Below are 21,499 nucleotides of genomic sequence, written 5' to 3'. Positions count from 1 at the left end.
CCCTGCGGAACGTATGCCCACAACGGAATCGCCAGGGCCCCCTCAACCCACCACGTCCCGCCACGCCCCCGGCAGCCCCTCCGCCACGTCGCTCGCCGCGATCGGCGCCCCGCCACCCGACGCGCGGCGGGCCGCCAGGCCGTGGAGGTACGCAGCCACCGACAGCGCGTCCAGAGGCGGCAGGCCGGAGGCCAGGAGGGCGCCGGAGAGGCCGGAGAGGACGTCGCCGCTGCCGGCGGTGGCGAGCCAGGAGGTGCCGGTCGGGTTCACGCGGATCGGGGTCGCGAGGTCCGGGGCGCAGACGAGGGTCGTCGAGCCCTTGAGGAGGACCGTGGCGCCGTAGCGGGCGGCCAGTTCACGGACCGCGGCCAGGCGGGCCGACTCGACCTGCTCGCGGGGGACGCCGAGGAGGGCCGCCGCCTCGCCCGCGTGGGGGGTGAGGAGGGTGGGGGCGGAGCGGGCGCGGACGGCGGCCGGGGTCAGGGCGCGCAGGCCGTCCGCGTCGATGAGGACGGGGACGTCGGTGGCGAGGACCTGGTCGAGGGCGACGGACACGCCTGGACCCTCGCCGAGGCCCGGTCCGGCGACCCAGGCCTGGACGCGGCCCGCCTGCTCCGGCGGGCCGGAGTGGACCAGGGTCTCGGGGTGCGCCGCGATGACCGCGTCGCCCGCCGGCCCGACGTACCGCACCGCGCCCGCCCCGCCGCGCAGCGCGCCGGAGACGGCGAGCACCGCGGCGCCGGGGTAGCGGGCGGAGCCGGCGACGATGCCGACGACACCGCGCCGGTACTTGTCGGACTCCGCGCCCGGCACCGGCAGCCGCCGCGCCACGTCCTCGTGCTGCAGCGCCTCCAGGTCGGGCACGGACGGCAGGGTGGCGCCGAGGCCGATGTCGACGAGCCGCAGCGCGCCCGCGTACTCCCGGGCCGGGTCGACGAGCAGACCCGGCTTGTACGTGCCGAAGGTGATCGTCGCGTCGGCGCGCAGCGCCTCCCCCGCGACCTCGCCGGTGTCGGCGTCCACGCCGCTCGGCAGGTCCACGGCCACGACGACCGCGTCGGAGCCGCGCGCGGCGCGGGCGACGGGCACGGCGTCGGGCCGCAGCCCGCCCCGCCCGCCGATCCCCGTGATGCCGTCGAGCACCAGGTCGGCGGCGGCCAGCGCGCCGTACGGATCGTCGTGCGGGCCGGTCACCCGTCCGCCGGCCCGCCGCAGCGCCGCGAGCCCGCCCTCGTGCGCCCGCTCGCCGAGCAGCACCGCCGTCACCCCGGCGCCGCGCCGGGCGAGCCGGGCGCCCGCGTACAGCGCGTCGCCTCCGTTGTCGCCGCTGCCGACGAGCAGGACGACCCGCGCCCCGTACACCTGCCCCTTGCCGAGCAGCGAGCAGCAGGCGGCGGCGAGTCCGGCGGCGGCGCGCTGCATCAGCGTGCCCTCCGGCAGCCGGGCCATCAGTTCGGCCTCGGCGGCCCGTACGGTCTCCACGCGGTAAGCGGTACGCATGGGATCAACCCTCCGCGATCACCACGGCCGACGCCACTCCCGCGTCATGGCTGAGAGACACGTGCCAGTGCTTCACGCCGAGTTCGGCGGCCCGCGCGGCGACGGTGCCGCGCACCCGGAGGCGGGGCTGCCCGCTGTCCTCGACGTACACCTCGGCGTCCGTCCAGTGCAGGTTCCCCGGCGCGCCGAGCGCCTTGGCCAGGGCCTCCTTCGCGGCGAACCGCACCGCGAGCGAGGCCGGTCCGCGCCGCTCGCCGCTCGGGAGCAGCAGCTCGGCGTCGACGAAGAGGCGCCCGAGCAGCCCCGGTGTGCGTTCGAGCGACGCGGCGAACCGGTCGATCTCCGCCACGTCGATCCCCACCCCGATGATCATGTCCTTCTTCTTTCACTCCACGGTCATGGACTTGGATTCACTCCACGGTCACGGACTTGGCCAGATTGCGCGGCTGGTCGACCTCGTTGCCCCGGGCCGTGGCCAGTTCGCAGGCGAAGACCTGCAGCGGCACGGTGGAGACCAGCGGCTGCAGCAGCGTAGGCGTCGCGGGGATCCGGATGAGGTGGTCGGCGTACGGGGCGACGGCCTCGTCGCCCTCCTCCGCGATCACGATGGTGCGGGCGCCCCTGGCCCGGATCTCCTGGATGTTGGAGACGATCTTGTCGTGGAGGACGGACCGGCCGCGCGGCGAGGGGACGACCACGACGACCGGCAGGTCCTCCTCGATGAGGGCGATCGGGCCGTGCTTGAGCTCGCCGGCGGCGAAGCCCTCGGCGTGCATGTACGCGAGCTCCTTGAGCTTCAGCGCGCCTTCGAGTGCCACCGGGTAGCCGACGTGCCGGCCGAGGAAGAGCACGGTGTTCTTGCCGGCGAGGGAGCGGGCGAGCGCGCGGACCGGCTCCATGGTCTCCAGGACCCGCTCCACCTCGTCGGCGATCCGCGCCAGCTCGCGCACGACGGCGTGGATCTCGTCGCCCCACTTGGTGCCGCGGACCTGCCCGAGGTAGAGCGCGAGGAGGTAGCAGGCGACGAGCTGGGTGAGGAACGCCTTGGTGGACGCGACGGCGACCTCGGGCCCGGCGTGGGTGTAGAGGACGGCGTCCGACTCCCGGGGGATCGTCGACCCGTTGGTGTTGCAGACGGCGAGCACCTTGGCGCCCTGTTCGCGGGCGTGCCGCAGCGCCATCAGGGTGTCCATGGTCTCGCCGGACTGGGAGATGGCGATGACGAGGGTGCGCTGTCCGAGGATCGGGTCGCGGTAGCGGAACTCGCTGGCGAGCTCGACCTCGCAGGGAATGCGGGTCCAGTGCTCGATGGCGTACTTGGCGATGAGTCCGGCGTGGAAGGCGGTGCCGCACGCGATGATGACGATCTTGTCGGCCTCGCGGAGCACGGCGTCCGGGATGCGCACCTCGTCGAGGCGCAGCCGCCCGTCGGCGCCGATCCGGCCGAGGAGGGTGTCGGCGACCGCCTTGGGCTGCTCGGCGATCTCCTTGAGCATGAAGTAGTCGTAGCCACCCTTCTCGGCGGCGGAGGCGTCCCAGTCGATGTGGAAGGCGCGTACGTCGGCGGGGGCGCCGTCGAAGTCGGTGACGGTGACGCCCTCGCGGGTGAGCTCCACGACCTGGTCCTGGCCGAGTTCGATGGCGGAGCGGGTGTGCGCGATGAAGGCGGAGACGTCGGAGGCGAGGAAGTTCTCGCCCTCGCCGACGCCGACGACGAGCGGGGAGTTGCGGCGGGCGCCGACGACGACGTCGGGCTGGTCGGCGTGCACGGCGACCAGCGTGAACGCCCCGTCGAGCCGCCGGCACACCAGGCGCATGGCCTCGGCGAGGTCGCCGACGGAGGAGAACTCCTCGGCGAGCAGATGGGCCACGACCTCGGTGTCCGTCTCGGACGCCAGGTCGTGGCCCCGCTCCGCCAGCTCCGCGCGGAGGGCGGCGAAGTTCTCGATGATGCCGTTGTGGACGACGGCGACCCGGCCCGCGTTGTCGAGGTGCGGATGCGCGTTGACGTCGGTGGGACCGCCGTGGGTGGCCCACCGGGTGTGTCCGATGCCGGTGGAGCCGCTCGACAGCGGGCGGTCCACCAGCTCCTTCTCCAGGTTGACGAGCTTGCCGGCCTTCTTGGCGGCGGCGAGCCCTCCGTCGGAGAGCACGGCGACTCCGGCCGAGTCGTAGCCGCGGTATTCGAGCCGCTTGAGCCCTGCGATCACCACTTCGAGCGCCGACTGCCCGCCGACGTAACCCACGATTCCGCACATAGCGGCAGCCTAAGGCTCAGCGGCCCGGAGCGGCCGGATCCGGGCCGGACGGGCTGGATCCGGGCCGGACGGGCCGGCTGGGCCCGACTCAGCGCAGCTTGGCGGCCTGGGCGTCGATGACGGTCTTGGGCTGCTCCTTGACCTCGCCGCCGAGGCTCATCGTCGCGAAGCCGGCGAGGGTGTTGCCCTTGCGGAGCACGGCGAGCTTGGTGACCATCGGGGTGCCGTCGAGATCGCTGGTGATCGTCCAGGCCAGCGTCTCGTCGCCGCCGGCCGCGGTGTCCGCGGCGACCTTGGTGACCTTGACCTTCTCGCCGCTCGCCGTGGCGGTGAAGCCGCCGGCGCAGTCGGTACCCGCGGTCTTGAGCGAGGCGAAGGCCTGCTCGGCGCCCTGACCGGCGTACGAGCCGAGGGTCACCGTGGTCATGGGCGTGGCGAGGGCGCCGAGGGCCTTCTCCGGATCGGCGGCCGCGTCCTGGGCGGGGACCTGGATGGCCTTGCGGACCACCTTGGCGCCGGGGGTGCCGGGCGCGATCCAGGACATGGCCTCGGCGAGCGGCTCGCAGGCGGGCTTGTCGGCGCTGACGTCGCCGGGGTTCAGCACCTCGTCGCTCTTGGCCTTCTTCACCTGGTAGCCCTTGAGGTCGGCCTGGCCGACGACGAGCTTCTCGAGCTCCGCCGCCGACAGCGCCTTCACGTCGGGCTTCGCCGCGGCGGACGCGGAGGCGTCCGCCTTGCCGGTGTCCTCCTGCTTCTTCTCCTCGCCGCCGCAGGCGGTGAGGGCGAGCGCGAGGGTGGTGACCGCGGCGACGGCACCGGCGTGACGAAGGGCACGTGCTCTCATGGATCGGACTCTCTCTTCGGCTTTGCGTTGTCTTGGCGAACCCTATGTGCGCAGGTCACGCGCGAACAGCGGCGACCCCCAGGTCGGTCAGGTCGGTCGGGTCGGTGCACGGGATCCGGAGCGACGACCGGCTCTTCGATATTCCGACATCGGGCCGAATCACCCGATCCATACGGGCATAAGCAGCGCGGGCCGTCTTCGCAATTCTCCGGCCCCGGGTGTTACGTTGCGGGACCGGCCGAAGCAATTCGCGGCTCTTTTTCGCCTGCCGTCGGGATCCCTTAGGAGTGGGCCACCATTTCCTCGATCACGAAGAATTCCACCACCCCCACACAGCATGTTCACACCCCATCGCGCGACGCCCCCGCCCGCCGGCCCCCCGCAGCCTCCTGGACCCTGCCGCTCGGCGGCACCCGCGTCGACTCGCTGACCGGATTGCGCTGGTTCGCCGCGTTCAGCGTCTTCCTTTTCCACGCCAAGGGCTATCTCGGGGAAAGCCGGGCCCTCACCGACCTGGCCGCCCTCGGGTACGAAGGCGTCCCGTTCTTCTTCGTTCTGTCCGGTTTCGTCATGACCTGGGTGGCCCGCCCCACGGACACCGTTCCGCATTACTACTGGCGGCGCTTCGCCCGTATCTGGCCACTGCTCGTGGTGACCACACTGGCGACGGCCGCATTGACGAAATGGTGGTGGCATGCGCCGATTTCGAAACCGAACATCCTGTGGACCCTCACATTTTCCCAGGCATGGACCACCGATCACTTCATGACGCTGAACATCGTCACCTGGACGCTGTCCGTCGAGGCCTTCTTCTATCTCTCTTTTCCGCTCGTCCTGCGGATTCTGCTGCGCCGGTCGTCGGGCACCCTCGCGCTCGTGGCCGCGGCCGCCGTCGCGACCACCGCGGCCACCCGGGTCGCCGCACAGCTGCTCGACCACCCGGCCGCCTCCGAGCGGCTGCTCGTGGCCTCGCCGCTCGCGCTGAGCCCGATGTTCGTCCTGGGCGTCTGCACCGGCCTGCTTGTCCGCCGCGGCCGGCGGCCCCCCTTCGGCACCGGCACCGCCGCCGCGCTGACCGGCGGCACGATCCTGCTCTGCTGGGCCTGGGAGCAGCGCCCCGACCTGCTGCACCCCTTCCCCTTCCGGGGCGAGATCGGCTTCTTCGACGCCGTCCTGATGCCCGTGTTCGCGCTGCTCATCGCCTGCGCCGCGCTCTCCGACGTCCGCGCCGGCCAGGGCACCCGCTCGGTGCTGCGCTCCCGCACCCTGGTGAAGCTCGGCGAGTGGTCGTTCGCGTACTACCTCTGCCACGCGGTCGTCCTGAAGGTCTTCGCCCACGCCGGCTTCCGCCCGGGCCCGGGCCTGCTCCGCGACGCCGCCGAGATGGGCGCGGCCGCCCTCGGCGCCCTCGTGGTCGCCGCCCTCCTGCACGAGCTGGTGGAGCAGCCCGCCGAGCGCCGGCTCCGCAGACTGCTGCCCGCCCGCCGAGCGTGACCCACCCCACGGGCCCCCGGTCCCCCACAACCAAGTCTCAGCCACGACAATGGCCGGGTGATCACTTCGCCGCCACGAAGCAACGGCACGGGCAGCGGCTCGCGCCGCGTCGCCGAGCCGACGCCGTACGTCGACCTCACGCGGGCCGAGTGGAGCGCGCTGCGGGACAAGACGCCGCTGCCGCTGACCGCCGACGAGGTCGAGCGGCTGCAGGGGCTCGGCGACGTCATCGACCTCGACGAGGTACGGGACGTCTATCTGCCGCTGTCCCGGCTGCTCAACCTGTACGTGCAGGCCACCAGCGGGCTGCGCGGGGCGCTCAACACCTTCCTCGGCGAGAAGGCCGAGCAGCGCGGCACGCCCTTCGTCATAGGGGTGGCCGGATCCGTGGCCGTCGGCAAGTCGACCGTCGCCCGGCTCCTCCAGGCACTGCTCGCGCGCTGGCCCGAGCACCCGCGGGTGGAGCGGATCACCACCGACGGCTTCCTCTACCCGATGGAGGAGCTGAAGGCGCGCGGCCTGATGTCCCGCAAGGGCTTCCCCGAGTCGTACGACCGGCGCGCCCTCACCCGCTTCGTCGCCGACGTGAAGGCGGGCAAGGACGAGGTCACCGCGCCCGTCTACTCGCACCTCATCTACGACCGGGTGCCGGACGAGAAGCTCGTGGTGCGCCGCCCCGACATCCTCATCGTCGAGGGCCTCAACGTCCTCCAGCCGGCCCTGCCCGGCAAGGACGGGCGGACCCGGGTCGGGCTCGCCGACTACTTCGACTTCTCGGTGTACGTGGACGCGCGCGCCGAGGACATCGAGGGCTGGTACCTCAACCGCTTCCGCAAGCTGCGCGAGACCGCCTTCCAGGACCCGTCCTCGTACTTCCGGCGCTGGACCCAGGTCTCCGAGGAGGAGGCCCTGGAGTACGCCCGCACGATGTGGCGGACCGTCAACAAGGTCAATCTCCTGGAGAACGTGGCCCCGACCCGCGGCCGGGCGACCCTGGTCGTCCGCAAGGGCGCGGACCACAAGGTGCAGCGCCTTTCGCTCCGCAAGCTCTGAGCCTCCGTAAGCTCGGGCCATGCTGCACCTGCGCCTGATCGTTCCGCCGGACCGCACGGACGCGGCCGTCTCGCTCATCGAGCGGACCGTCGGCACCGCCCACCTGGTGGTCCTGCCGGGCGCCGCCCGCGACCCGGCCGGCGATCTCGTGCTGTGCGACGTGGCCCGCGAGGCCGGGCAGGAACTCATCCACGGCATGCGGGAGTTGAAGGTCGACGAGGACGGCTCGATCGCCGTCGAGAACATCGACCTGTCACTGTCGACCCGGGCCACCGCCGCCGAGGAGGAGGCGCCCGGCGAGGCCGCGGACGCGGTCATCTGGGAGCAGCTGACCGACGCCACCCACGAGGAGTCGACGCTCACCATCACCTACAGCGCCTTCATGATCCTCGCGACGATGATCGCGGCCTGCGGTGTGGTCCTCGACAACGCGATCCTGATCGTGGGCGCGATGGCGGTCGGCCCGGAGTTCGGCCCGCTGGCCGGCATCTGTACGGGGATCGTGCGGCGCGCGCCGAAGCTGGTGCTCCGCTCCTCGTACGCGCTGATCATCGGCTTCGCGGCGGCGATCGTCGCGACGACCGTGTTCAGCCTGGGGATGGACGCGCTCGGCCTGTTCAGCGTGGAGCAGCTGGACGCGCCGCGCGCCAACACCAGCTTCATCTGGAAGCCGGACCCGTTCTCGTTCGTCGTCGCCCTGCTCGCGGGCGCGGCCGGCACGCTCTCGCTCACTTCGACGAAGTCGGGGGCGCTGATCGGGGTCGCGATCTCCGTGACGACGGTGCCGGCCGGGGCCAACGCGGCCGTGGCGCTGAGCTATGGGCAGTACGCCCAGATGTGGGGCTCGATCGAGCAGTTGCTGCTCAACCTGACCGGCATCATCGCGGCCGGCACGCTCACGCTCTTCGGGCAGGTGCTGCTGTGGCGCACCCAGCGCGGCCACTGGACCCGTAAGCCCCGCCCGTCCCGTAACGGCAAGAGCTGAGAACGCCGACGGCCCCCACCGGAGCGGGGGCCGTCGGAAAAGCCTTCAGTGCGTCACATGCCTGACCGTCACACGCCTGACCGTCACATGCCTTATCCGAGCGCGGACTTCACCACATCGGCGAGCCGTCCCGCGACCGAGCGGGCCTGCTCGATGTCCGCGGCCTCGACCATGACCCGTACCAGCGGCTCGGTGCCGGAGGGGCGGAGCAGCACGCGGCCGGTGGTGCCGAGCTCGCGCTCGGCCTCGGCGACGGCGTGGGCGAGCTCGGCGGAGGTCTGCACCCGGGACTTGTCGACGTTCGGGACGTTGACGAGGACCTGCGGGAGGCGCTCCATGACGCCGGCCAGGTCGGCGAGCGAACGGCCGGTGGCGGCGACGCGGGCCGCGAGCATCAGACCGGTGAGGGTGCCGTCGCCGGTGGTGGCGTGGTCCAGGACGATGACGTGCCCGGACTGCTCGCCGCCGAGGGCGTAGCCGTGCTCCTTCATCGACTCCAGGACGTAGCGGTCGCCGACCGCGGTCTGCACGAGGGACAGGCCCTCGCGCTCCATCGCCAGCTTGAAGCCGAGGTTGGACATGACCGTGCCGACGACGGTGTCGCCGCGCAGGGTGCCGGCCTCGCGCATGGCGAGGGCGAGGATCGCGAGGATCTGGTCGCCGTCGACCTCGGCGCCGGTGTGGTCCACGGCCAGGCAGCGGTCGGCGTCGCCGTCGTGGGCGATGCCGAAGGCGGCGCCGTGCTCGACCACGGCGGCCTTGAGCAGGCCGAGGTGGGTGGAGCCGCAGCCGTCGTTGATGTTGAGGCCGTCCGGCTCGGCGCCGATGGTGACGACGGTGGCGCCGGCCCGGGAGAAGGCCTCGGGCGAGACGCGGGCGGCGGCGCCGTGCGCCTCGTCGAGGACGATCTTCAGACCGTCGAGGCGGTTGGGCAGTACGGCGATGAGGTGGGCGACGTACTTGTCGAAGCCCTCGTCGTAGTCGCGCACCCGGCCGACGCCGGAGCCGGTGGGACGGGTCCAGGGGGCGCCGGTGCGGTGCTCCTCGTAGACGGACTCGATGCGGTCCTCGAGGTCGTCGGCGAGCTTGTGGCCGCCGCGGGCGAAGAACTTGATGCCGTTGTCGGGCATGGCGTTGTGCGAGGCGGACAGCATCACGCCGAGGTCGGCGCCGAGCGCGCCGGTCAGATACGCCACGGCCGGGGTGGGCAGCACGCCGACGCGCAGCACGTCGACGCCCGCGCTCGCCAGGCCGGCCACGACGGCGGCCTCCAGGAACTCTCCCGAGGCGCGCGGGTCGCGCCCCACCACGGCGGTCGGCCGATGGCCCTCAAAGGTGCCCGTCTCGGCGAGCACATGCGCGGCCGCGACCGACAGGCCGAGCGCCAGCTCCGCCGTCAGGTCGGCGTTGGCCACGCCGCGTACCCCGTCCGTGCCGAAGAGTCGTCCCACAGCTGTCCTCCGAAAGTGCTCCGAAATGCGATCCCCCATGCGTCCCCTGACCGGCTGGTGCCCGCTTTTGGCTCAGGGAAGTCAGGGAAGTGCCCGGGTTCGTGCCCAAGATTATGAAACCAGGGTCCGGAAAAGCCGGACGCCCCGGCAGCACGGGCAGTGCCACCGGGGCGTCCGGGCCAAGCAGACCGAGCAGGCGATTAGCGCTTGCTGTACTGCGGGGCCTTACGGGCCTTCTTGAGACCGGCCTTCTTGCGCTCGACCGCACGGTCGTCGCGGGAGAGGAAGCCGGCCTTCTTCAGCGCCGGGCGGTTGTTCTCGACGTCCGCCTCGTTCAGGGCGCGGGCCACGCCGAGGCGCAGGGCGCCGGCCTGGCCGGAGACGCCGCCACCCGAGATGCGGGCGATGACGTCGTAGCGGTTGTCAAGCTCGAGCACCTTGAAGGGCTCGTTGACTTCCTGCTGGTGCACCTTGTTCGGGAAGTAGTTGTCGAGCGTGCGCCCGTTGATCTTCCACTTGCCGGTGCCCGGAACGATCCGGACGCGGGCGATGGCGTTCTTGCGACGGCCCAGGCCGGCAGCCGGCTGCGGGTCGCCGAAGCGGGAGGCGAGGGACTCGGAGGTGTAGTCACCCTCGACGATCTCGGTCTCGGTGGTGTACTCCTCGACGCCCTCGAACTCGTCGACGGGGGTCTCGGGGGTGGTCTCGGCCACGATGCTCCTCAGATTTCTTTCGTTCTTAGGGGGTGGCCGGAACTACTGCGCGACCTGGGTGATCTCGAACGGGACCGGCTGCTGGGCAGCGTGCGGGTGGTTCTCGCCCGCGTAGACCTTCAGCTTCGAGAGCATCTGACGGCCCAGGGAGTTCTTGGGGATCATGCCCTTGATGGCCTTCTCGACGGCCTTCTCCGGGCTCTTCTCGAGGAGCTCGTCGTAGCGGATCGAGCGCAGACCACCCGGGTAGCCGGAGTGGCGGTACGCCATCTTCTGGGTCTTCTTGTTGCCCGACAGGTGGACCTTGTCAGCGTTGATGATGATGACGAAGTCGCCCATGTCCATGTGGGGCGCGTAGACGGGCTTGTGCTTGCCTCGCAGGAGGTTCGCAGCCGTCGTCGCCAGGCGGCCCAGGACGATGTCCTGCGCGTCGATGATGTGCCACTGGCGAGTCACATCGCCGGGCTTGGGGCTGTACGTACGCACTTCGTAGCCTTCGCTTCTTCAGTGGATGGAGTCCAGACACACCTGAAGCGATCATGCAGCTGGGGCCTGCACTGCCGGGACACCGCCCGTATGCGAGCCACTGGTAACTGCTCCAGGGAACTTGCGTAAGGCTCCTCGCGTGAGCACGACGAAGCCAATACGCATAACAAACCGCAACAGTACCCGCGCCACCCCGGACGGGTCAAAACGTGCCCCGACCCCTACCGGGCCCGCCCTACCGCGCCCGCTCCACCCGCCGCTCGTCCCACACCGGCTCCGTCGTCTCCCGCACCACGCCGTCCGAGCCGAAGACCAGATAGCGGTCGAAGGAGCGGGCGAACCAGCGGTCGTGGGTGACGGCCAGGACCGTGCCCTCGTAGGACTCCAGGCCGTCCTGGAGGGCCTCCGCGGACTCCAGGTCCAGGTTGTCCGTCGGCTCGTCGAGGAGCAGGGCGGTGGTGCCCGCCAGCTCCAGGAGGAGGATCTGGAAGCGGGCCTGCTGGCCGCCGGAGAGCTTGTCGAAGGGCTGGTCGCCCTGGCGCTCCAGCTCGTACCGCCGCAGCATCGACATCGCCGCGCCGCGGTCCTTGGCGTGCTCCGTCCACAGGATGTCGACGAGCGGGCGGCCCTGGAGCTCGGGGTGGGCGTGGGTCTGGGCGAAGTGGCCGGGGACGACCCGGGCGCCGAGCTTCCACAGACCCGTGTGGGCCACCGACGGGTCGCCCGCGAGCAGCCGCAGGAAGTGCGACTTGCCGGAGCCGTTCGAGCCGAGGACGGCGACCCGCTCCCCGTAGAAGATCTCCAGGGAGAAGGGCTTCATCAGCCCGGTCAGCTCCAGGTTCTCCGCCGTCACCGCCCGCACGCCGGTCCGGCCGCCGCGCAGCCGCATCCGGATGTCCTGCTCGCGCGGCGGCTCCGGCGGCGGGCCCGCCTCCTCGAACTTCCTCAGCCGGGTCTGCGCCGCCGCGTACCGCGAGGCCATCTCGTGGCTGACCGCGGCCGCCTGCCGCAGGTTGACCACCAGCTTCTTCAGCTGCGCGTGCTTCTCCTCCCAGCGCCGCTTCAGCTCCTCGAAGCGCGCGAAGCGCTCCCGCCGCGCGTCGTGGAAGGTGTCGAAGCCGCCGCCGTGCACCCACACGTCGGAGCCGGCCGGACCGGGCTCCACGGCGACGATCTTCTGCGCGGCCCGGGAGAGCAGCTCCCGGTCGTGGGAGATGAAGAGCACGGTCTTACGGGTCTCCCGCAGCCGCTCCTCCAGCCAGCGCTTGCCCGGCACGTCCAGATAGTTGTCCGGCTCGTCGAGCAGCAGCACCTCGTCGCCGCCCCGCAGCAGGTACTCCAGGACCAGCCGCTTCTGCTCGCCGCCGCTGAGCGTGCGCACCTGCCGGAACTGCGCCTTGTCGTACGGCACGCCCATCGCGGCCATGGTGCAGATGTCCCACAGGGTCTCGAACTCGTACCCCTGCACCTCGGCCCAGTCGCTGAGCGCCTGCGCGTACGCCATCTGCGCGGCCTCGTCGTCGACCGTCATGATCCGGTGCTCGGCCTCGTCGACCGCCTTCGCGGCCGTACGGATCCGGGCGGGCGCCACCGAGACCAGCAGGTCACGGACGGTGGACTCGTCCCGCACGGAGCCCACGAACTGCGGCATCACGCCGAGCCCGCCGCTGACGGTGACGGTGCCGCCGTGCGGCTGCAGCTCCCCGGAGATCAGCCGGAGCAGGGTCGTCTTCCCCGCGCCGTTGGCGCCGACCAGGGCGACGACGCTGCCCTCGCCGACCCGGAAGGAGACATCCCCGAGGAGGACCCTCCCGTCGGGCAGGTAGTACTCAAGATGCGCGGCTTCGACGTGTCCCATGAGGGGCATTGTCACCGCCGCACCCCCCGTATCCCAAGCGGATTAGGATGCGCGGCATGAGCTTTGGGGGACCGCAGCCGGGCGGCGAGCAGCCGGGACAGCAGCACGGACAGCAGGGTTACGGGTACGGGTACCCGCAGCAGCCGCAGGGTCAGCCGGGGTACGGGTACCCGCAGCCGCCGGTCCAGGGCGGGCAGGGGTACGGCTATCCGCAGCCCGCGCAGCCCAACCCCTTCCCCGGCGCCCAGGACACCGGCACCCCCGACTGGGGCGCCCTCGCCGACGCCTCCGCCGCCCGCAGCAAGCGCAAGCGCTGGCTGGTGATCGGCGGCGGCGCGGTCGCCGCGCTCGCCGTGGGCGCGGTGGTCGCCACCGCGATCGTCTCCACCAACAAGGACAACGAGCAGGCGAAGAACGGCGGCGGCACGCCGACCGGCTCGGCGGCCCCCACGGACACCGCGAGCCCGGCCCCGACCTTCTCCTCGGTGGCCCCGCCGCCCCCGCCGAACCCGAAGGACTACATCTCCGACCCGAAGAAGGACAAGGCCCCGCTGACCCCCGAGGGCCTCTTCCCGGGCAAGAAGCTGACCATGAGCGGCCGGGTGTACGCCAAGGGCGCCACGTCCTCCACCACGAACTGCGCGGCCCCCACCGAGAACGGCCTCGGCACCGTCCTCAAGGCGCAGGGCTGCCAGCGGGTGCTGCGCGCCACCTACGTCAAGGACGGCGTGGCGATCACCGTCGGCGTGGCGGTCTTCCCGTCCGAGCCGGCCGCGATCAAGGCCAAGAACCAGGCCCAGGGCAACATCGCCCCGCTGGCCGGCGCCGGAGTGAAGGACTTCTGCCACGGCAAGACGGTCTGTCTGCGCCGCACCAATTCGATCGGCCGGTACGTGTACTTCACCTACGCCGGCTTCACCAACGGCAAGAAGGTCACCACGTCCGACCAGCCCGTCTTCAAGGCCTCCGACGACCTGGGAACCTTCGCCTTCAACCAGATCTACGCCCGCGGCCGCACCCAGGCCTCAGCAGCAGCCGCCGCTCCCCGGGAGTGACCGCTTGTTGCGGGCCTCGCGGCTGCGGGCGGCGAGCTGGGCGTCGGCCGGGTAGCCGACCTCTTCCAGGGTGAGGCCGTGCGGCCGTACGACGTGTACGGCCGAGTCCCGCACGCCGGCGGCGAGCACCTTGCCGGGCCACTCGACCGGGCGGTGCCCGTCGCCGACGAACAGCAGGGCGCCGACCAGCGAGCGCACCATGTTGTGGCAGAAGGCGTCGGCCTTGACGGTGGCCTCCAGGATCCCGTCGGGGCGGCGCTCCCAGCGCAGCTCCTGCAGGGTCCGGATGGTCGTCGCGCCCTCGCGCTTCTTGCAGTACGCGGCGAAGTCGTGCTCGCCGACGAGCCGCTCGGCGGCGGCGTTCATGGCGTCCATGTCGAGCGTCCAGTCGTGCCACAGGACGTGGCCGCGCAGCAGCGGGTCGACGCCGCCGGGGTGGTCGGTGACCCGGTAGGCGTAGCGGCGCCAGATCGCCGAGAAGCGCGCGTTGAAGCCGGCCGGGGCCTCCGCGACCTTCCAGATCCGCACGTCGTGCGAGAGGCGCCCGGCGAGCCGCCTGAGCAGCTTCTCGCGGTGCTCCTCCCACAGCGCGACCGGCAGGTCGACGTGCGCCACCTGGCCGCGCGCGTGCACGCCGGCGTCGGTGCGGCCGGCGACGGTCAGCTCGTACGTCTCCGAGGACCGGGTCACGGTCTTCAGCGCGTCCTCGATCTCGCCCTGCACGGTCCGCTGCCCGCGGGCCTGCTTGGCCCAGCCGGAGAAGTCCTTGCCGTCGTACGAAAGGTCGAGCCGTACCCGTACGAACCCGGGCTGCACGTCATCACTCACCTGGAAATCCTCTCAGACACACGGGAGCGGGCCCGCACCCCAGGGGGTACGGGCCCGCTCTCGAGAAACGTCGGCAGAACGCTTACGCGTCCTTCGCCTCGTCCTCGGTCGCCTCGACCGCGGCGGCCTCGTCGGCCTCCTTGACGGCGCGCTTGGTGGCGGCCTCGGCCTCGGCAACGGTCGCCTTCTTGGCGATCTCGCCCTCGACCAGCTCGATCACGGCCATCGGGGCGTTGTCGCCACGACGGTTGCCGATCTTGGTGATACGGGTGTAACCACCCGGACGCTCCGCGTAGCGCGGGGCGATCTCGGTGAAGAGGGTGTGGACGACGCCCTTGTCGGTGATCGTCTGCAGCACCAGGCGACGGTTGTGGATGTCGCCCTTCTTCGCCTTGGTGATCAGGCGCTCGGCGACCGGACGCAGGCGGCGGGCCTTGGCCTCGGTCGTCGTGATGCGGCCGTGCTCGAAGAGCGACTTCGCCAGGTTGGCGAGGAGCAGCTTCTCGTGCGCGGCGGAGCCGCCGAGGCGGGCGCCCTTGGTGGGACGCGGCATGGTGTTTCTCCTTGGATCTGCACCGGCCGTATCAGGTACCGGTGTCAGGGCCCCGCAGGCGGATGCCTACGGGCAGCTATCAGTACTGCTCGGTCTCGACGAAGCCGGCGTCGGCGTCGTCGTCCGCGCCGAACGCGTCGGCGGCAGCGGTCGGGTCGAATCCGGGCGGGCTGTCCTTGAGGGCCAGGCCCATGCCGGCCAGCTTCGCCTTGACCTCGTCGATCGACTTCGCACCGAAGTTGCGGATGTCGAGCAGGTCCGCCTCGGAGCGGGCGACGAGCTCACCCACGGAGTGGATGCCCTCGCGCTTGAGGCAGTTGTACGACCGAACGGTGAGCTCGAGCTCCTCGATCGGCAGCGCCAGGTCGGCGGCCAGGGCGGCGTCCGTCGGGGACGGGCCCATGTCGATGCCCTCGGCGTCGATGTTGAGCTCGCGGGCCAGACCGAACAGCTCGACCAGGGTCTTGCCGGCGGACGCCATGGCGTCACGCGGGCGCATGGCCTGCTTGGTCTCGACGTCGACGATGAGCTTGTCGAAGTCGGTGCGCTGCTCGACTCGGGTCGCCTCGACCTTGTAGGTGACCTTCAGCACGGGGCTGTAGATGGAGTCGACCGGGATACGGCCGATCTCCTGGCCCACCTGCTTGTTCTGGACGGCGGAGACGTAGCCGCGACCGCGCTCGACGGTCAGCTCCATCTCCAGCTTGCCCTTGCCGTTGAGCGTGGCGAGGACCAGGTCGGGGTTGTGCACCTCGACACCGGCCGGCGGCGCGATGTCGGCGGCGGTGACGACACCCGGGCCCTGCTTGCGCAGGTACATCACGACCGGCTCGTCGTGCTCCGAGGAGACGACCAGCTGCTTGATGTTCAGGATGAGGTCGGTGACGTCCTCCTTGACGCCCGGCACGGTGGTGAACTCGTGCAGGACACCGTCGATGCGGATGCTGGTGACAGCAGCGCCGGGGATCGACGAGAGGAGGGTGCGGCGGAGCGAGTTGCCGAGGGTGTAGCCGAAGCCCGGCTCCAGCGGCTCGATGACGAACCGGGAGCGGAACTCGTCGACGACCTCTTCGGTCAGCGAAGGACGCTGAGCGATAAGCATGTCTTCGTTTCCTTCGTTTGTGGACGCCCACTATTTGACGTCCGACAGGTACTGCGAGGTACTGCCAAGGGTACGGGCGGTACGTCCCTTTGCAGGGTCGTACCGCCCGGACACTCAAAGACGCACAGGTGCGCCCGCTGCGTCAGACGCGGCGGCGCTTCGGCGGACGGCAGCCGTTGTGCGGGGTGGGGGTGACGTCCTGGATCGAGCCGACCTCGAGGCCGGTGGCCTGGAGGGAGCGGATCGCGGTCTCACGGCCGGAGCCGGGACCCTTGACGAAGACGTCGACCTTGCGCATGCCGTGCTCCTGCGCGCGGCGGGCGGCCGACTCGGCGGCCATCTGCGCGGCGAAGGGGGTGGACTTGCGCGAGCCCTTGAAGCCGACGTGGCCGGCGGAGGCCCAGGAGATCACGTTGCCGGACGGGTCCGTGATCGAGACGATCGTGTTGTTGAACGTGCTCTTGATGTGCGCGTGGCCGTGAGCGACGTTCTTCTTTTCCTTGCGGCGCACCTTCTTGGCAGCGCCCTGACGACCCTTGGGGGGCATCTATAACTCCTACGGGAGGTGGTCGGTCCTACAGCGAAGACCGTGTGGTCAAGCGTCCGCTGAGGACTACTTCTTGCCCGGCTTCTTCTTACCGGCGATGGCGCGACGCGGGCCCTTGCGGGTACGAGCGTTCGTGCTGGTGCGCTGACCGCGGACGGGCAGGCCACGACGGTGGCGCAGACCCTGGTAGCAGCCGATCTCGACCTTGCGGCGGATGTCGGCGGCGATCTCGCGGCGGAGGTCACCCTCGGTCTGGAGGTTGGCGTCCACGTACTCGCGGATCTTGACGAGGTCTTCCTCGGCAAGGTCGCGGACACGGGTGGACGGGTTCACGCCGGTCGCGGCGAGGATCTCCTCGGACCGGGTACGCCCGATGCCGAAGACGTAGGTGAGTGCGACCACCACACGCTTTTCGCGCGGGATGTCAACACCGGAAACGCGTGCCATTCAATGGCTCCTGTGTTCTCGGGGGTCTGCTGCAGAACCGCTCCCGGCTGCCGTATGAGGTACAGGTCGGGTCCCCGGCCCCCGCCGGAGGTGCCGTCAGCCGTGGATCACGACCGGACGGGCTCTGCGTATGTACGTATTGCTATGCGTCGCGCGAAGAACTGCGAAATGCAGGTCGGTCGGCGTGCGTCAGCCCTGGCGCTGCTTGTGGCGCAGGTTGTCGCAGATGACCATGACCCGACCGTGGCGGCGGATCACCTTGCACTTGTCGCAGATCTTCTTGACGCTCGGCTTGACCTTCATGGGATGTGAGGTTCTCCGGGTCAGTGCCACCACCCGCGCGGAGTGCGGGGGTGCAGGCAAGATCTACTTGTACCGGTAGACGATCCGGCCACGCGTCAGGTCGTACGGAGACAGCTCCACGACGACCCGGTCGTCCGGGAGGATCCGGATGTAGTGCATCCGCATCTTGCCGGAGATGTGCGCGAGGACCTTGTGACCGTTCTGGAGCTCCACCTTGAACATGGCGTTCGGCAGGGACTCGATCACGGTGCCCTCGATTTCGATGGCACCTTGCTTCTTGGCCACGCTTCGCCCTTCGAATCGGCTACCTTGATCGACTCTCGCCTCCGGGTGCGGACACACGGGTACACGAGAGCCGACGCATCAGTCTACGTCAGGCCCCTGGAAAAGACGAATCCGGGGAGTTTGCCCAACGTGGGCTGTATCTAATCTGCCGCTGCCGCGGCGTGGCATTACGCCAGCGGGTCCGGCGCCGTCGTCACGCCCATCTCCGCAAGCTTCGCCTTTCCACCGTCGACCGCCGTGAGGACCAGCGGGCCCTCCTCCGTCAGGGCGACGCTGTGCTCCCAGTGGGAGGACCAGGTGCCGTCCGTCGTGATGACGGTCCAGTCGTCGGCGAGGACCTCCGTCTTCGGCGTACCGAGGGAGACCATGGGCTCGATGGCCAGGCAGAAGCCGGGGACCAGCTTCGGGCCCTTGCCGCGCTTGCGGGAGACGTAGTTCAGGAGGTGCGGGTCCATGTGCATCTCGGTGCCGATGCCGTGGCCGCCGTAGTCCTCGATGATGCCGTAGCGGCCCAGGCTGTGGTCGCCCACGGCCGGCCGCGGCTGGCGCTTGATGTACGTCTCGATCGCCTTGGAGATGTCGACGAGCCGCGCGCCGAGCTTCATGGCCGCGATGCCGGCCCACATCGACTCCTCGGTCACCCGGGAGAGCTCGATCAGCTCCGGCGCGTGGCCGGTGCCCACGAAGCAGGTGTACGCGGCGTCGCCGTGCCAGCCGTCGACGATCGCGCCCGCGTCGATCGAGATGATGTCGCCGTCCTTGAGGACCGTCTTCTCGTCGGGGATGCCGTGGACCACGACCTCGTTGGCCGAGGTGCAGATGGTCGCGGGGAAGCCGCCGTACCCGAGGAAGTTCGACTTCGCGCCGTGGTCGGCGATCACCTTGCGGGCGACCTCGTCCAGGTCCCGCGTCGTGGCGCCCGGCACGGCCGCCTCACGGGTGGCCGCGTGGATGGCCGCGACGACCAGCCCCGCCTCACGCATCTTCGCGATCTGCTCGGGGGTCTTGAGCTGCACCATCGTGGTCGGGGCCTTTCCTCTACGCGTACCGGGGACAGAACAACGATACGGCCGCGGCGCCCTCACCGGGCACCGCGGCCGTGTCGTACGAACCGTGGTTACTGCTTCGACTGCTTCGACTGCTTCGGTTACTTCTTCAGCGCGGCCATGGCCTTCGCCGTGACCTCGTCCACCTTGCCGAGCGCCGAGATCGTCTCCACCAGGTTCTGCGCCCGGTAGTAGTCGATGATCGGCTCGGTCTCCGCGTGGTAGACCGCCAGACGCTTGCGGACGGTCTCCTCGTTGTCGTCCTCGCGCTGGTACAGCTCGCCGCCGCAGGCGTCGCAGACGCCCTCGGTCTTCGGGGCGTTGTACGTCACGTGGAAGACGTGCGCGGAGTCATTGCGGCAGATGCGGCGACCCGCGATCCGCTTCACGACCTCGTCCTCGGGGACCTCGAGGTCCAGGACCGCGTCCAGCTTGATGTCCTCGCCCTTGAGGAAGGCGTCCAGGGCCTCGGCCTGGGCCACGTTCCGCGGGAACCCGTCGAGCAGGAAGCCGCCCTCGGCGTCCGCCTGGCGCATGCGGTCCTCGGCCATCCCGATCGTCACGGAGTCCGGCACCAGCTGGCCGGCCTTCATGTACGACTGCGCCTCCACACCCAGCGGCGTTCCCTGCGAGATGTTGGCACGGAACAGGTCGCCGGTGGAGATGTGCGGGATACCCAGGTTCTTGGCGAGGTACGCGGCCTGCGTGCCCTTGCCCGCACCGGGCGGTCCGACGAGGACGATTCGCATCAGCGGAGGAACCCTTCGTAATTGCGCTGCTGGAGCTGGCTCTCGATCTGCTTCACGGTCTCGAGACCGACACCCACGATGATGAGGATGCTGGTGCCGCCGAACGGGAAGTTCGCGTTCGCACCACCGAAGCCCGCCAACGCCATCGTCGGCACAAGAGCGATCAGACCCAGATACAGCGAGCCCGGCCAAGTGATCCGGTTGAGCACGTAGCTCAGGTACTCGGCAGTAGGTCGACCAGCCCGGATACCCGGGATGAAGCCACCATACTTCTTCATGTTGTCGGCGACTTCCTCGGGGTTGAACGAGATCGCCACGTAGAAGAAGGCGAAGAACACGATCAGAAGGAAGTACGCGGCGATGTAATACGGGTGGTCACCCTTGACGAAGTGGGCTTCGATCCAGGTCTTCCAGCCGGCCGTGGAGTTCGAGAACTGCGCGACGAGCGCCGGGATGTAGAGCAGCGACGAGGCGAAGATGACAGGAATCACACCTGCCTGGTTCACCTTCAAAGGGATGTAAGTGGACGTACCGCCGTACGACCGCCGGCCGATCATCCGCTTCGCGTACTGCACCGGAATGCGGCGCTGGGCCTGCTCGACGAAGACGACGAGGCCGACCATCACGAAGCCGATGAGGATGACGGTGCCGAACTCGATCCAGCCCCCGGCGAGGTCGCCGCTCTTCTTGATGGCCCAGAGGGCGCCCGGGAAGCCGGCGGCGATCGAGATGAACATGAGGATCGACATGCCGTTGCCGATGCCGCGGTCGGTGATGAGCTCGCCGAGCCACATCACGACGCCGGTGCCCGCGGTCATGGTGATGACCATGGTGGCGGTGGTGAAGATCGACTGGTCGGGAACGACCTGGCTCGCGACGGTGCAGCCGCTGAACAGCGCGCCGGTACGGGCGGTGGCGACGAGGCCGGTGCCCTGGAGGATGGCGAGGGCGACCGTCAGATAACGCGTGTACTGCGTGATCTTCGTGGTGCCCGACTGTCCCTCCTTCTTGAGGGCTTCCAGGCGCGGGATCACCACGGTCAGCAGCTGCAGGATGATGCTCGCCGTGATGTACGGCATGATGCCGAGCGCGAAGATGGTGATCTGCAGCAGCGCCCCGCCACTGAACATGTTGACCAGGCCGAACAGGCTGTTGTTGCCCTGACTCGCCTGATCCACACACTGCTGGACGGCCTCGTAGCTGACGCCGGGGACGGGGATGTGTGCCCCGAGCCGGTACAGCACGATGATGCCGAGCGTGAAGAGCAGCTTCTTGCGCAGGTCGGGCGTCTTGAACGCCCGGGCGAACGCGGTGAGCACGGTGCCTCCTGCGACCCCCGCGCACGTGCGTCAGAGGTGACGGTCTTGAGGTAAAGGACAGAGTTGCAGGCCACCTTACCGGCGAGCATGCCCCCCTAGGAACGACCAACCGGGGATGCCCCTTTTGAGAGGCATCCCCGGTCGGATGTTCAGGCCATCGAGTCGTCTCAGACGAGCTCGGTGACGGTGCCGCCGGCGGCGGCGATCTTCTCCTTGGCGGAGCCGGAGACGGCGTCGACCGTCACCTGCAGCGCCACGGAGACCTCGCCGGTGCCGAGCACCTTGACGAGCTGGTTCTTGCGAACCGCACCCTTGGCGACCAGGTCGGCCACCGTGACCTCGCCACCCTGCGGGTAGAGCGCGGCCAGCTTGTCCAGGTTCACGACCTGGAACTCGGTGCGGAAGGGGTTTTTGAAGCCCTTCAGCTTCGGGAGGCGCATGTGGAGGGGCATCTGGCCACCCTCGAAGCGCTCCGGAACCTGGTAACGGGCCTTCGTGCCCTTCGTACCACGACCGGCCGTCTTACCCTTCGACGCCTCACCACGACCCACACGGGTCTTGGCGGTCTTGGCGCCCGGGGCGGGACGGAGGTTGTGGACCTTCAGCGGGTTGGTCTCCGCCAT

The 21,499-nt window shown here is 70.1% G+C and carries 23 protein-coding genes; 4 read left to right on the top strand and 19 right to left on the bottom strand.

Annotated features, from left to right (window positions below; all coding sequences use genetic code 11):
* Positions 1 to 42: 42 nt before the first annotated feature.
* The 4 genes from JAO84_RS22185 to JAO84_RS22170 form a co-directional block, all read right to left on the bottom strand.
* On the bottom strand, positions 43 to 1,500 hold the full coding sequence (locus JAO84_RS22185) for an NAD(P)H-hydrate dehydratase (protein WP_370414424.1): 1,458 nt from the start codon (positions 1,498 to 1,500) through the stop codon (positions 43 to 45).
* Between the two features lie 4 nt (positions 1,501 to 1,504).
* Positions 1,505 to 1,873, bottom strand: a complete 369-nt coding sequence (locus tag JAO84_RS22180; protein ID WP_265867493.1) for a holo-ACP synthase — start codon at positions 1,871 to 1,873, stop codon at positions 1,505 to 1,507.
* Positions 1,874 to 1,910: 37 nt separating this feature from the next.
* Positions 1,911 to 3,758, bottom strand: coding sequence for a glutamine--fructose-6-phosphate transaminase (isomerizing) (gene glmS / locus JAO84_RS22175; protein ID WP_370414423.1), 1,848 nt, complete (start codon positions 3,756 to 3,758; stop codon positions 1,911 to 1,913).
* An 88-nt stretch (positions 3,759 to 3,846) separates the two neighbouring features.
* Positions 3,847 to 4,602 carry a hypothetical protein gene (locus tag JAO84_RS22170; protein WP_370414422.1) on the bottom strand — a complete coding sequence of 252 codons (756 nt, stop codon included), beginning with the start codon at positions 4,600 to 4,602 and terminating at the stop codon, positions 3,847 to 3,849.
* A 297-nt stretch (positions 4,603 to 4,899) separates the two neighbouring features.
* Between JAO84_RS22170 and JAO84_RS22165 the strand changes: the two genes are divergently transcribed.
* The 3 genes from JAO84_RS22165 to JAO84_RS22155 are packed head-to-tail and all read left to right on the top strand — an operon-like array spanning position 4,900 to position 8,134.
* On the top strand, positions 4,900 to 6,096 hold the full coding sequence (locus tag JAO84_RS22165) for an acyltransferase family protein (RefSeq protein ID WP_370416833.1): 1,197 nt from the start codon (positions 4,900 to 4,902) through the stop codon (positions 6,094 to 6,096).
* A 57-nt stretch (positions 6,097 to 6,153) separates the two neighbouring features.
* A complete protein-coding gene (coaA, locus tag JAO84_RS22160) occupies positions 6,154 to 7,149 on the top strand; it encodes a type I pantothenate kinase (RefSeq protein WP_370414421.1) in 996 nt (331 codons plus the stop codon).
* Between the two features lie 19 nt (positions 7,150 to 7,168).
* Positions 7,169 to 8,134, top strand: coding sequence for a DUF389 domain-containing protein (locus JAO84_RS22155; protein WP_370414420.1), 966 nt, complete (start codon positions 7,169 to 7,171; stop codon positions 8,132 to 8,134).
* Positions 8,135 to 8,226: 92 nt separating this feature from the next.
* Here the strand turns inward: JAO84_RS22155 and glmM are convergent, their stop codons facing one another.
* The 4 genes from glmM to JAO84_RS22135 all read right to left on the bottom strand — a co-directional run bounded on the left by glmM (position 8,227) and on the right by JAO84_RS22135 (position 12,642).
* Positions 8,227 to 9,585, bottom strand: a complete 1,359-nt coding sequence (gene glmM / locus JAO84_RS22150; RefSeq protein ID WP_370414419.1) for a phosphoglucosamine mutase — start codon at positions 9,583 to 9,585, stop codon at positions 8,227 to 8,229.
* A 200-nt stretch (positions 9,586 to 9,785) separates the two neighbouring features.
* Positions 9,786 to 10,298, bottom strand: coding sequence for a 30S ribosomal protein S9 (gene rpsI / locus JAO84_RS22145; RefSeq protein ID WP_265867485.1), 513 nt, complete (start codon positions 10,296 to 10,298; stop codon positions 9,786 to 9,788).
* A gap of 42 nt (positions 10,299 to 10,340) precedes the next feature.
* The gene (gene rplM / locus JAO84_RS22140; RefSeq protein ID WP_265867484.1) at positions 10,341 to 10,784 is read right to left on the bottom strand and encodes a 50S ribosomal protein L13; all 444 of its coding nucleotides are present in this window, start codon (positions 10,782 to 10,784) and stop codon (positions 10,341 to 10,343) included.
* Positions 10,785 to 11,019: 235 nt separating this feature from the next.
* Positions 11,020 to 12,642 carry an ABC-F family ATP-binding cassette domain-containing protein gene (locus JAO84_RS22135; RefSeq protein ID WP_370414418.1) on the bottom strand — a complete coding sequence of 541 codons (1,623 nt, stop codon included), beginning with the start codon at positions 12,640 to 12,642 and terminating at the stop codon, positions 11,020 to 11,022.
* A gap of 56 nt (positions 12,643 to 12,698) precedes the next feature.
* Here JAO84_RS22135 and JAO84_RS22130 point away from each other — a divergent pair, with 56 nt between their 5' ends.
* Positions 12,699 to 13,697 (top strand): hypothetical protein, encoded by a 999-nt coding sequence (locus JAO84_RS22130; protein WP_370414417.1) that lies wholly within the window; start codon positions 12,699 to 12,701, stop codon positions 13,695 to 13,697.
* Here JAO84_RS22130 and truA read toward each other — a convergent pair.
* The 11 genes from truA to rplO all read right to left on the bottom strand — a co-directional run bounded on the left by truA (position 13,668) and on the right by rplO (position 21,499).
* Entirely contained in the window at positions 13,668 to 14,525 is an 858-nt protein-coding gene (gene truA, locus JAO84_RS22125) for a tRNA pseudouridine(38-40) synthase TruA (protein WP_370414416.1), read from the bottom strand. The two genes, JAO84_RS22130 and truA, sit on opposite strands and share 30 nt — an antisense overlap.
* Positions 14,526 to 14,607: 82 nt before the next feature.
* Positions 14,608 to 15,078 carry a 50S ribosomal protein L17 gene (rplQ, locus tag JAO84_RS22120; RefSeq protein WP_370414415.1) on the bottom strand — a complete coding sequence of 157 codons (471 nt, stop codon included), beginning with the start codon at positions 15,076 to 15,078 and terminating at the stop codon, positions 14,608 to 14,610.
* Positions 15,079 to 15,157: 79 nt separating this feature from the next.
* Complete coding sequence (locus JAO84_RS22115) at positions 15,158 to 16,180, bottom strand: DNA-directed RNA polymerase subunit alpha (RefSeq protein ID WP_265864056.1); 1,023 nt, start codon at positions 16,178 to 16,180, stop codon at positions 15,158 to 15,160.
* 142 nt (positions 16,181 to 16,322) lie between these two features.
* Positions 16,323 to 16,727, bottom strand: a complete 405-nt coding sequence (gene rpsK, locus JAO84_RS22110; protein ID WP_003956432.1) for a 30S ribosomal protein S11 — start codon at positions 16,725 to 16,727, stop codon at positions 16,323 to 16,325.
* Positions 16,728 to 16,793: 66 nt separating this feature from the next.
* A complete protein-coding gene (rpsM, locus tag JAO84_RS22105; RefSeq protein ID WP_015035595.1) occupies positions 16,794 to 17,174 on the bottom strand; it encodes a 30S ribosomal protein S13 in 381 nt (126 codons plus the stop codon).
* Between the two features lie 189 nt (positions 17,175 to 17,363).
* Positions 17,364 to 17,477: a 50S ribosomal protein L36 gene (gene rpmJ, locus JAO84_RS22100; RefSeq protein WP_003956441.1), complete on the bottom strand. Its 114-nt coding sequence runs from the start codon at positions 17,475 to 17,477 to the stop codon at positions 17,364 to 17,366.
* Between the two features lie 63 nt (positions 17,478 to 17,540).
* The gene (infA, locus tag JAO84_RS22095) at positions 17,541 to 17,762 is read right to left on the bottom strand and encodes a translation initiation factor IF-1 (protein WP_003956442.1); all 222 of its coding nucleotides are present in this window, start codon (positions 17,760 to 17,762) and stop codon (positions 17,541 to 17,543) included.
* Positions 17,763 to 17,929: 167 nt separating this feature from the next.
* Positions 17,930 to 18,781 carry a type I methionyl aminopeptidase gene (map, locus tag JAO84_RS22090; protein WP_370414414.1) on the bottom strand — a complete coding sequence of 284 codons (852 nt, stop codon included), beginning with the start codon at positions 18,779 to 18,781 and terminating at the stop codon, positions 17,930 to 17,932.
* Positions 18,782 to 18,909: 128 nt separating this feature from the next.
* Positions 18,910 to 19,557, bottom strand: a complete 648-nt coding sequence (locus JAO84_RS22085; protein ID WP_265864053.1) for an adenylate kinase — start codon at positions 19,555 to 19,557, stop codon at positions 18,910 to 18,912.
* Complete coding sequence (gene secY, locus JAO84_RS22080) at positions 19,557 to 20,876, bottom strand: preprotein translocase subunit SecY (protein ID WP_265864052.1); 1,320 nt, start codon at positions 20,874 to 20,876, stop codon at positions 19,557 to 19,559. Before secY ends, JAO84_RS22085 begins: the two co-directional genes overlap by 1 nt.
* 167 nt (positions 20,877 to 21,043) lie before the next feature.
* Positions 21,044 to 21,499: a 50S ribosomal protein L15 gene (rplO, locus tag JAO84_RS22075; protein ID WP_265864051.1), complete on the bottom strand. Its 456-nt coding sequence runs from the start codon at positions 21,497 to 21,499 to the stop codon at positions 21,044 to 21,046.

The organism is Streptomyces fradiae (genome assembly GCF_041270065.1).
Taxonomy (GTDB): Bacteria; Actinomycetota; Actinomycetes; order Streptomycetales; family Streptomycetaceae; genus Streptomyces.
This window is presented reverse-complemented; position numbering and strand designations above follow the sequence as displayed.

Coding starts and splice junctions, on each gene's coding strand:
- JAO84_RS22185 (WP_370414424.1), bottom strand. CDS start 1,500: ATGCGTACCGCTTACCGCGTGGAGACCGTACGGGCCGCCGAGGCCGAA.
- JAO84_RS22180 (WP_265867493.1), bottom strand. CDS start 1,873: ATGATCATCGGGGTGGGGATCGACGTGGCGGAGATCGACCGGTTCGCC.
- glmS (WP_370414423.1), bottom strand. CDS start 3,758: ATGTGCGGAATCGTGGGTTACGTCGGCGGGCAGTCGGCGCTCGAAGTG.
- JAO84_RS22170 (WP_370414422.1), bottom strand. CDS start 4,602: ATGAGAGCACGTGCCCTTCGTCACGCCGGTGCCGTCGCCGCGGTCACC.
- JAO84_RS22155 (WP_370414420.1), top strand. CDS start 7,169: ATGCTGCACCTGCGCCTGATCGTTCCGCCGGACCGCACGGACGCGGCC.
- JAO84_RS22135 (WP_370414418.1), bottom strand. CDS start 12,642: ATGGGACACGTCGAAGCCGCGCATCTTGAGTACTACCTGCCCGACGGG.
- JAO84_RS22130 (WP_370414417.1), top strand. CDS start 12,699: ATGAGCTTTGGGGGACCGCAGCCGGGCGGCGAGCAGCCGGGACAGCAG.
- rplQ (WP_370414415.1), bottom strand. CDS start 15,078: ATGCCGCGTCCCACCAAGGGCGCCCGCCTCGGCGGCTCCGCCGCGCAC.
- JAO84_RS22115 (WP_265864056.1), bottom strand. CDS start 16,180: ATGCTTATCGCTCAGCGTCCTTCGCTGACCGAAGAGGTCGTCGACGAG.
- rpsK (WP_003956432.1), bottom strand. CDS start 16,727: ATGCCCCCCAAGGGTCGTCAGGGCGCTGCCAAGAAGGTGCGCCGCAAG.
- rpsM (WP_015035595.1), bottom strand. CDS start 17,174: ATGGCACGCGTTTCCGGTGTTGACATCCCGCGCGAAAAGCGTGTGGTG.
- rpmJ (WP_003956441.1), bottom strand. CDS start 17,477: ATGAAGGTCAAGCCGAGCGTCAAGAAGATCTGCGACAAGTGCAAGGTG.
- map (WP_370414414.1), bottom strand. CDS start 18,781: ATGGTGCAGCTCAAGACCCCCGAGCAGATCGCGAAGATGCGTGAGGCG.
- JAO84_RS22085 (WP_265864053.1), bottom strand. CDS start 19,557: ATGCGAATCGTCCTCGTCGGACCGCCCGGTGCGGGCAAGGGCACGCAG.
- rplO (WP_265864051.1), bottom strand. CDS start 21,499: ATGGCGGAGACCAACCCGCTGAAGGTCCACAACCTCCGTCCCGCCCCG.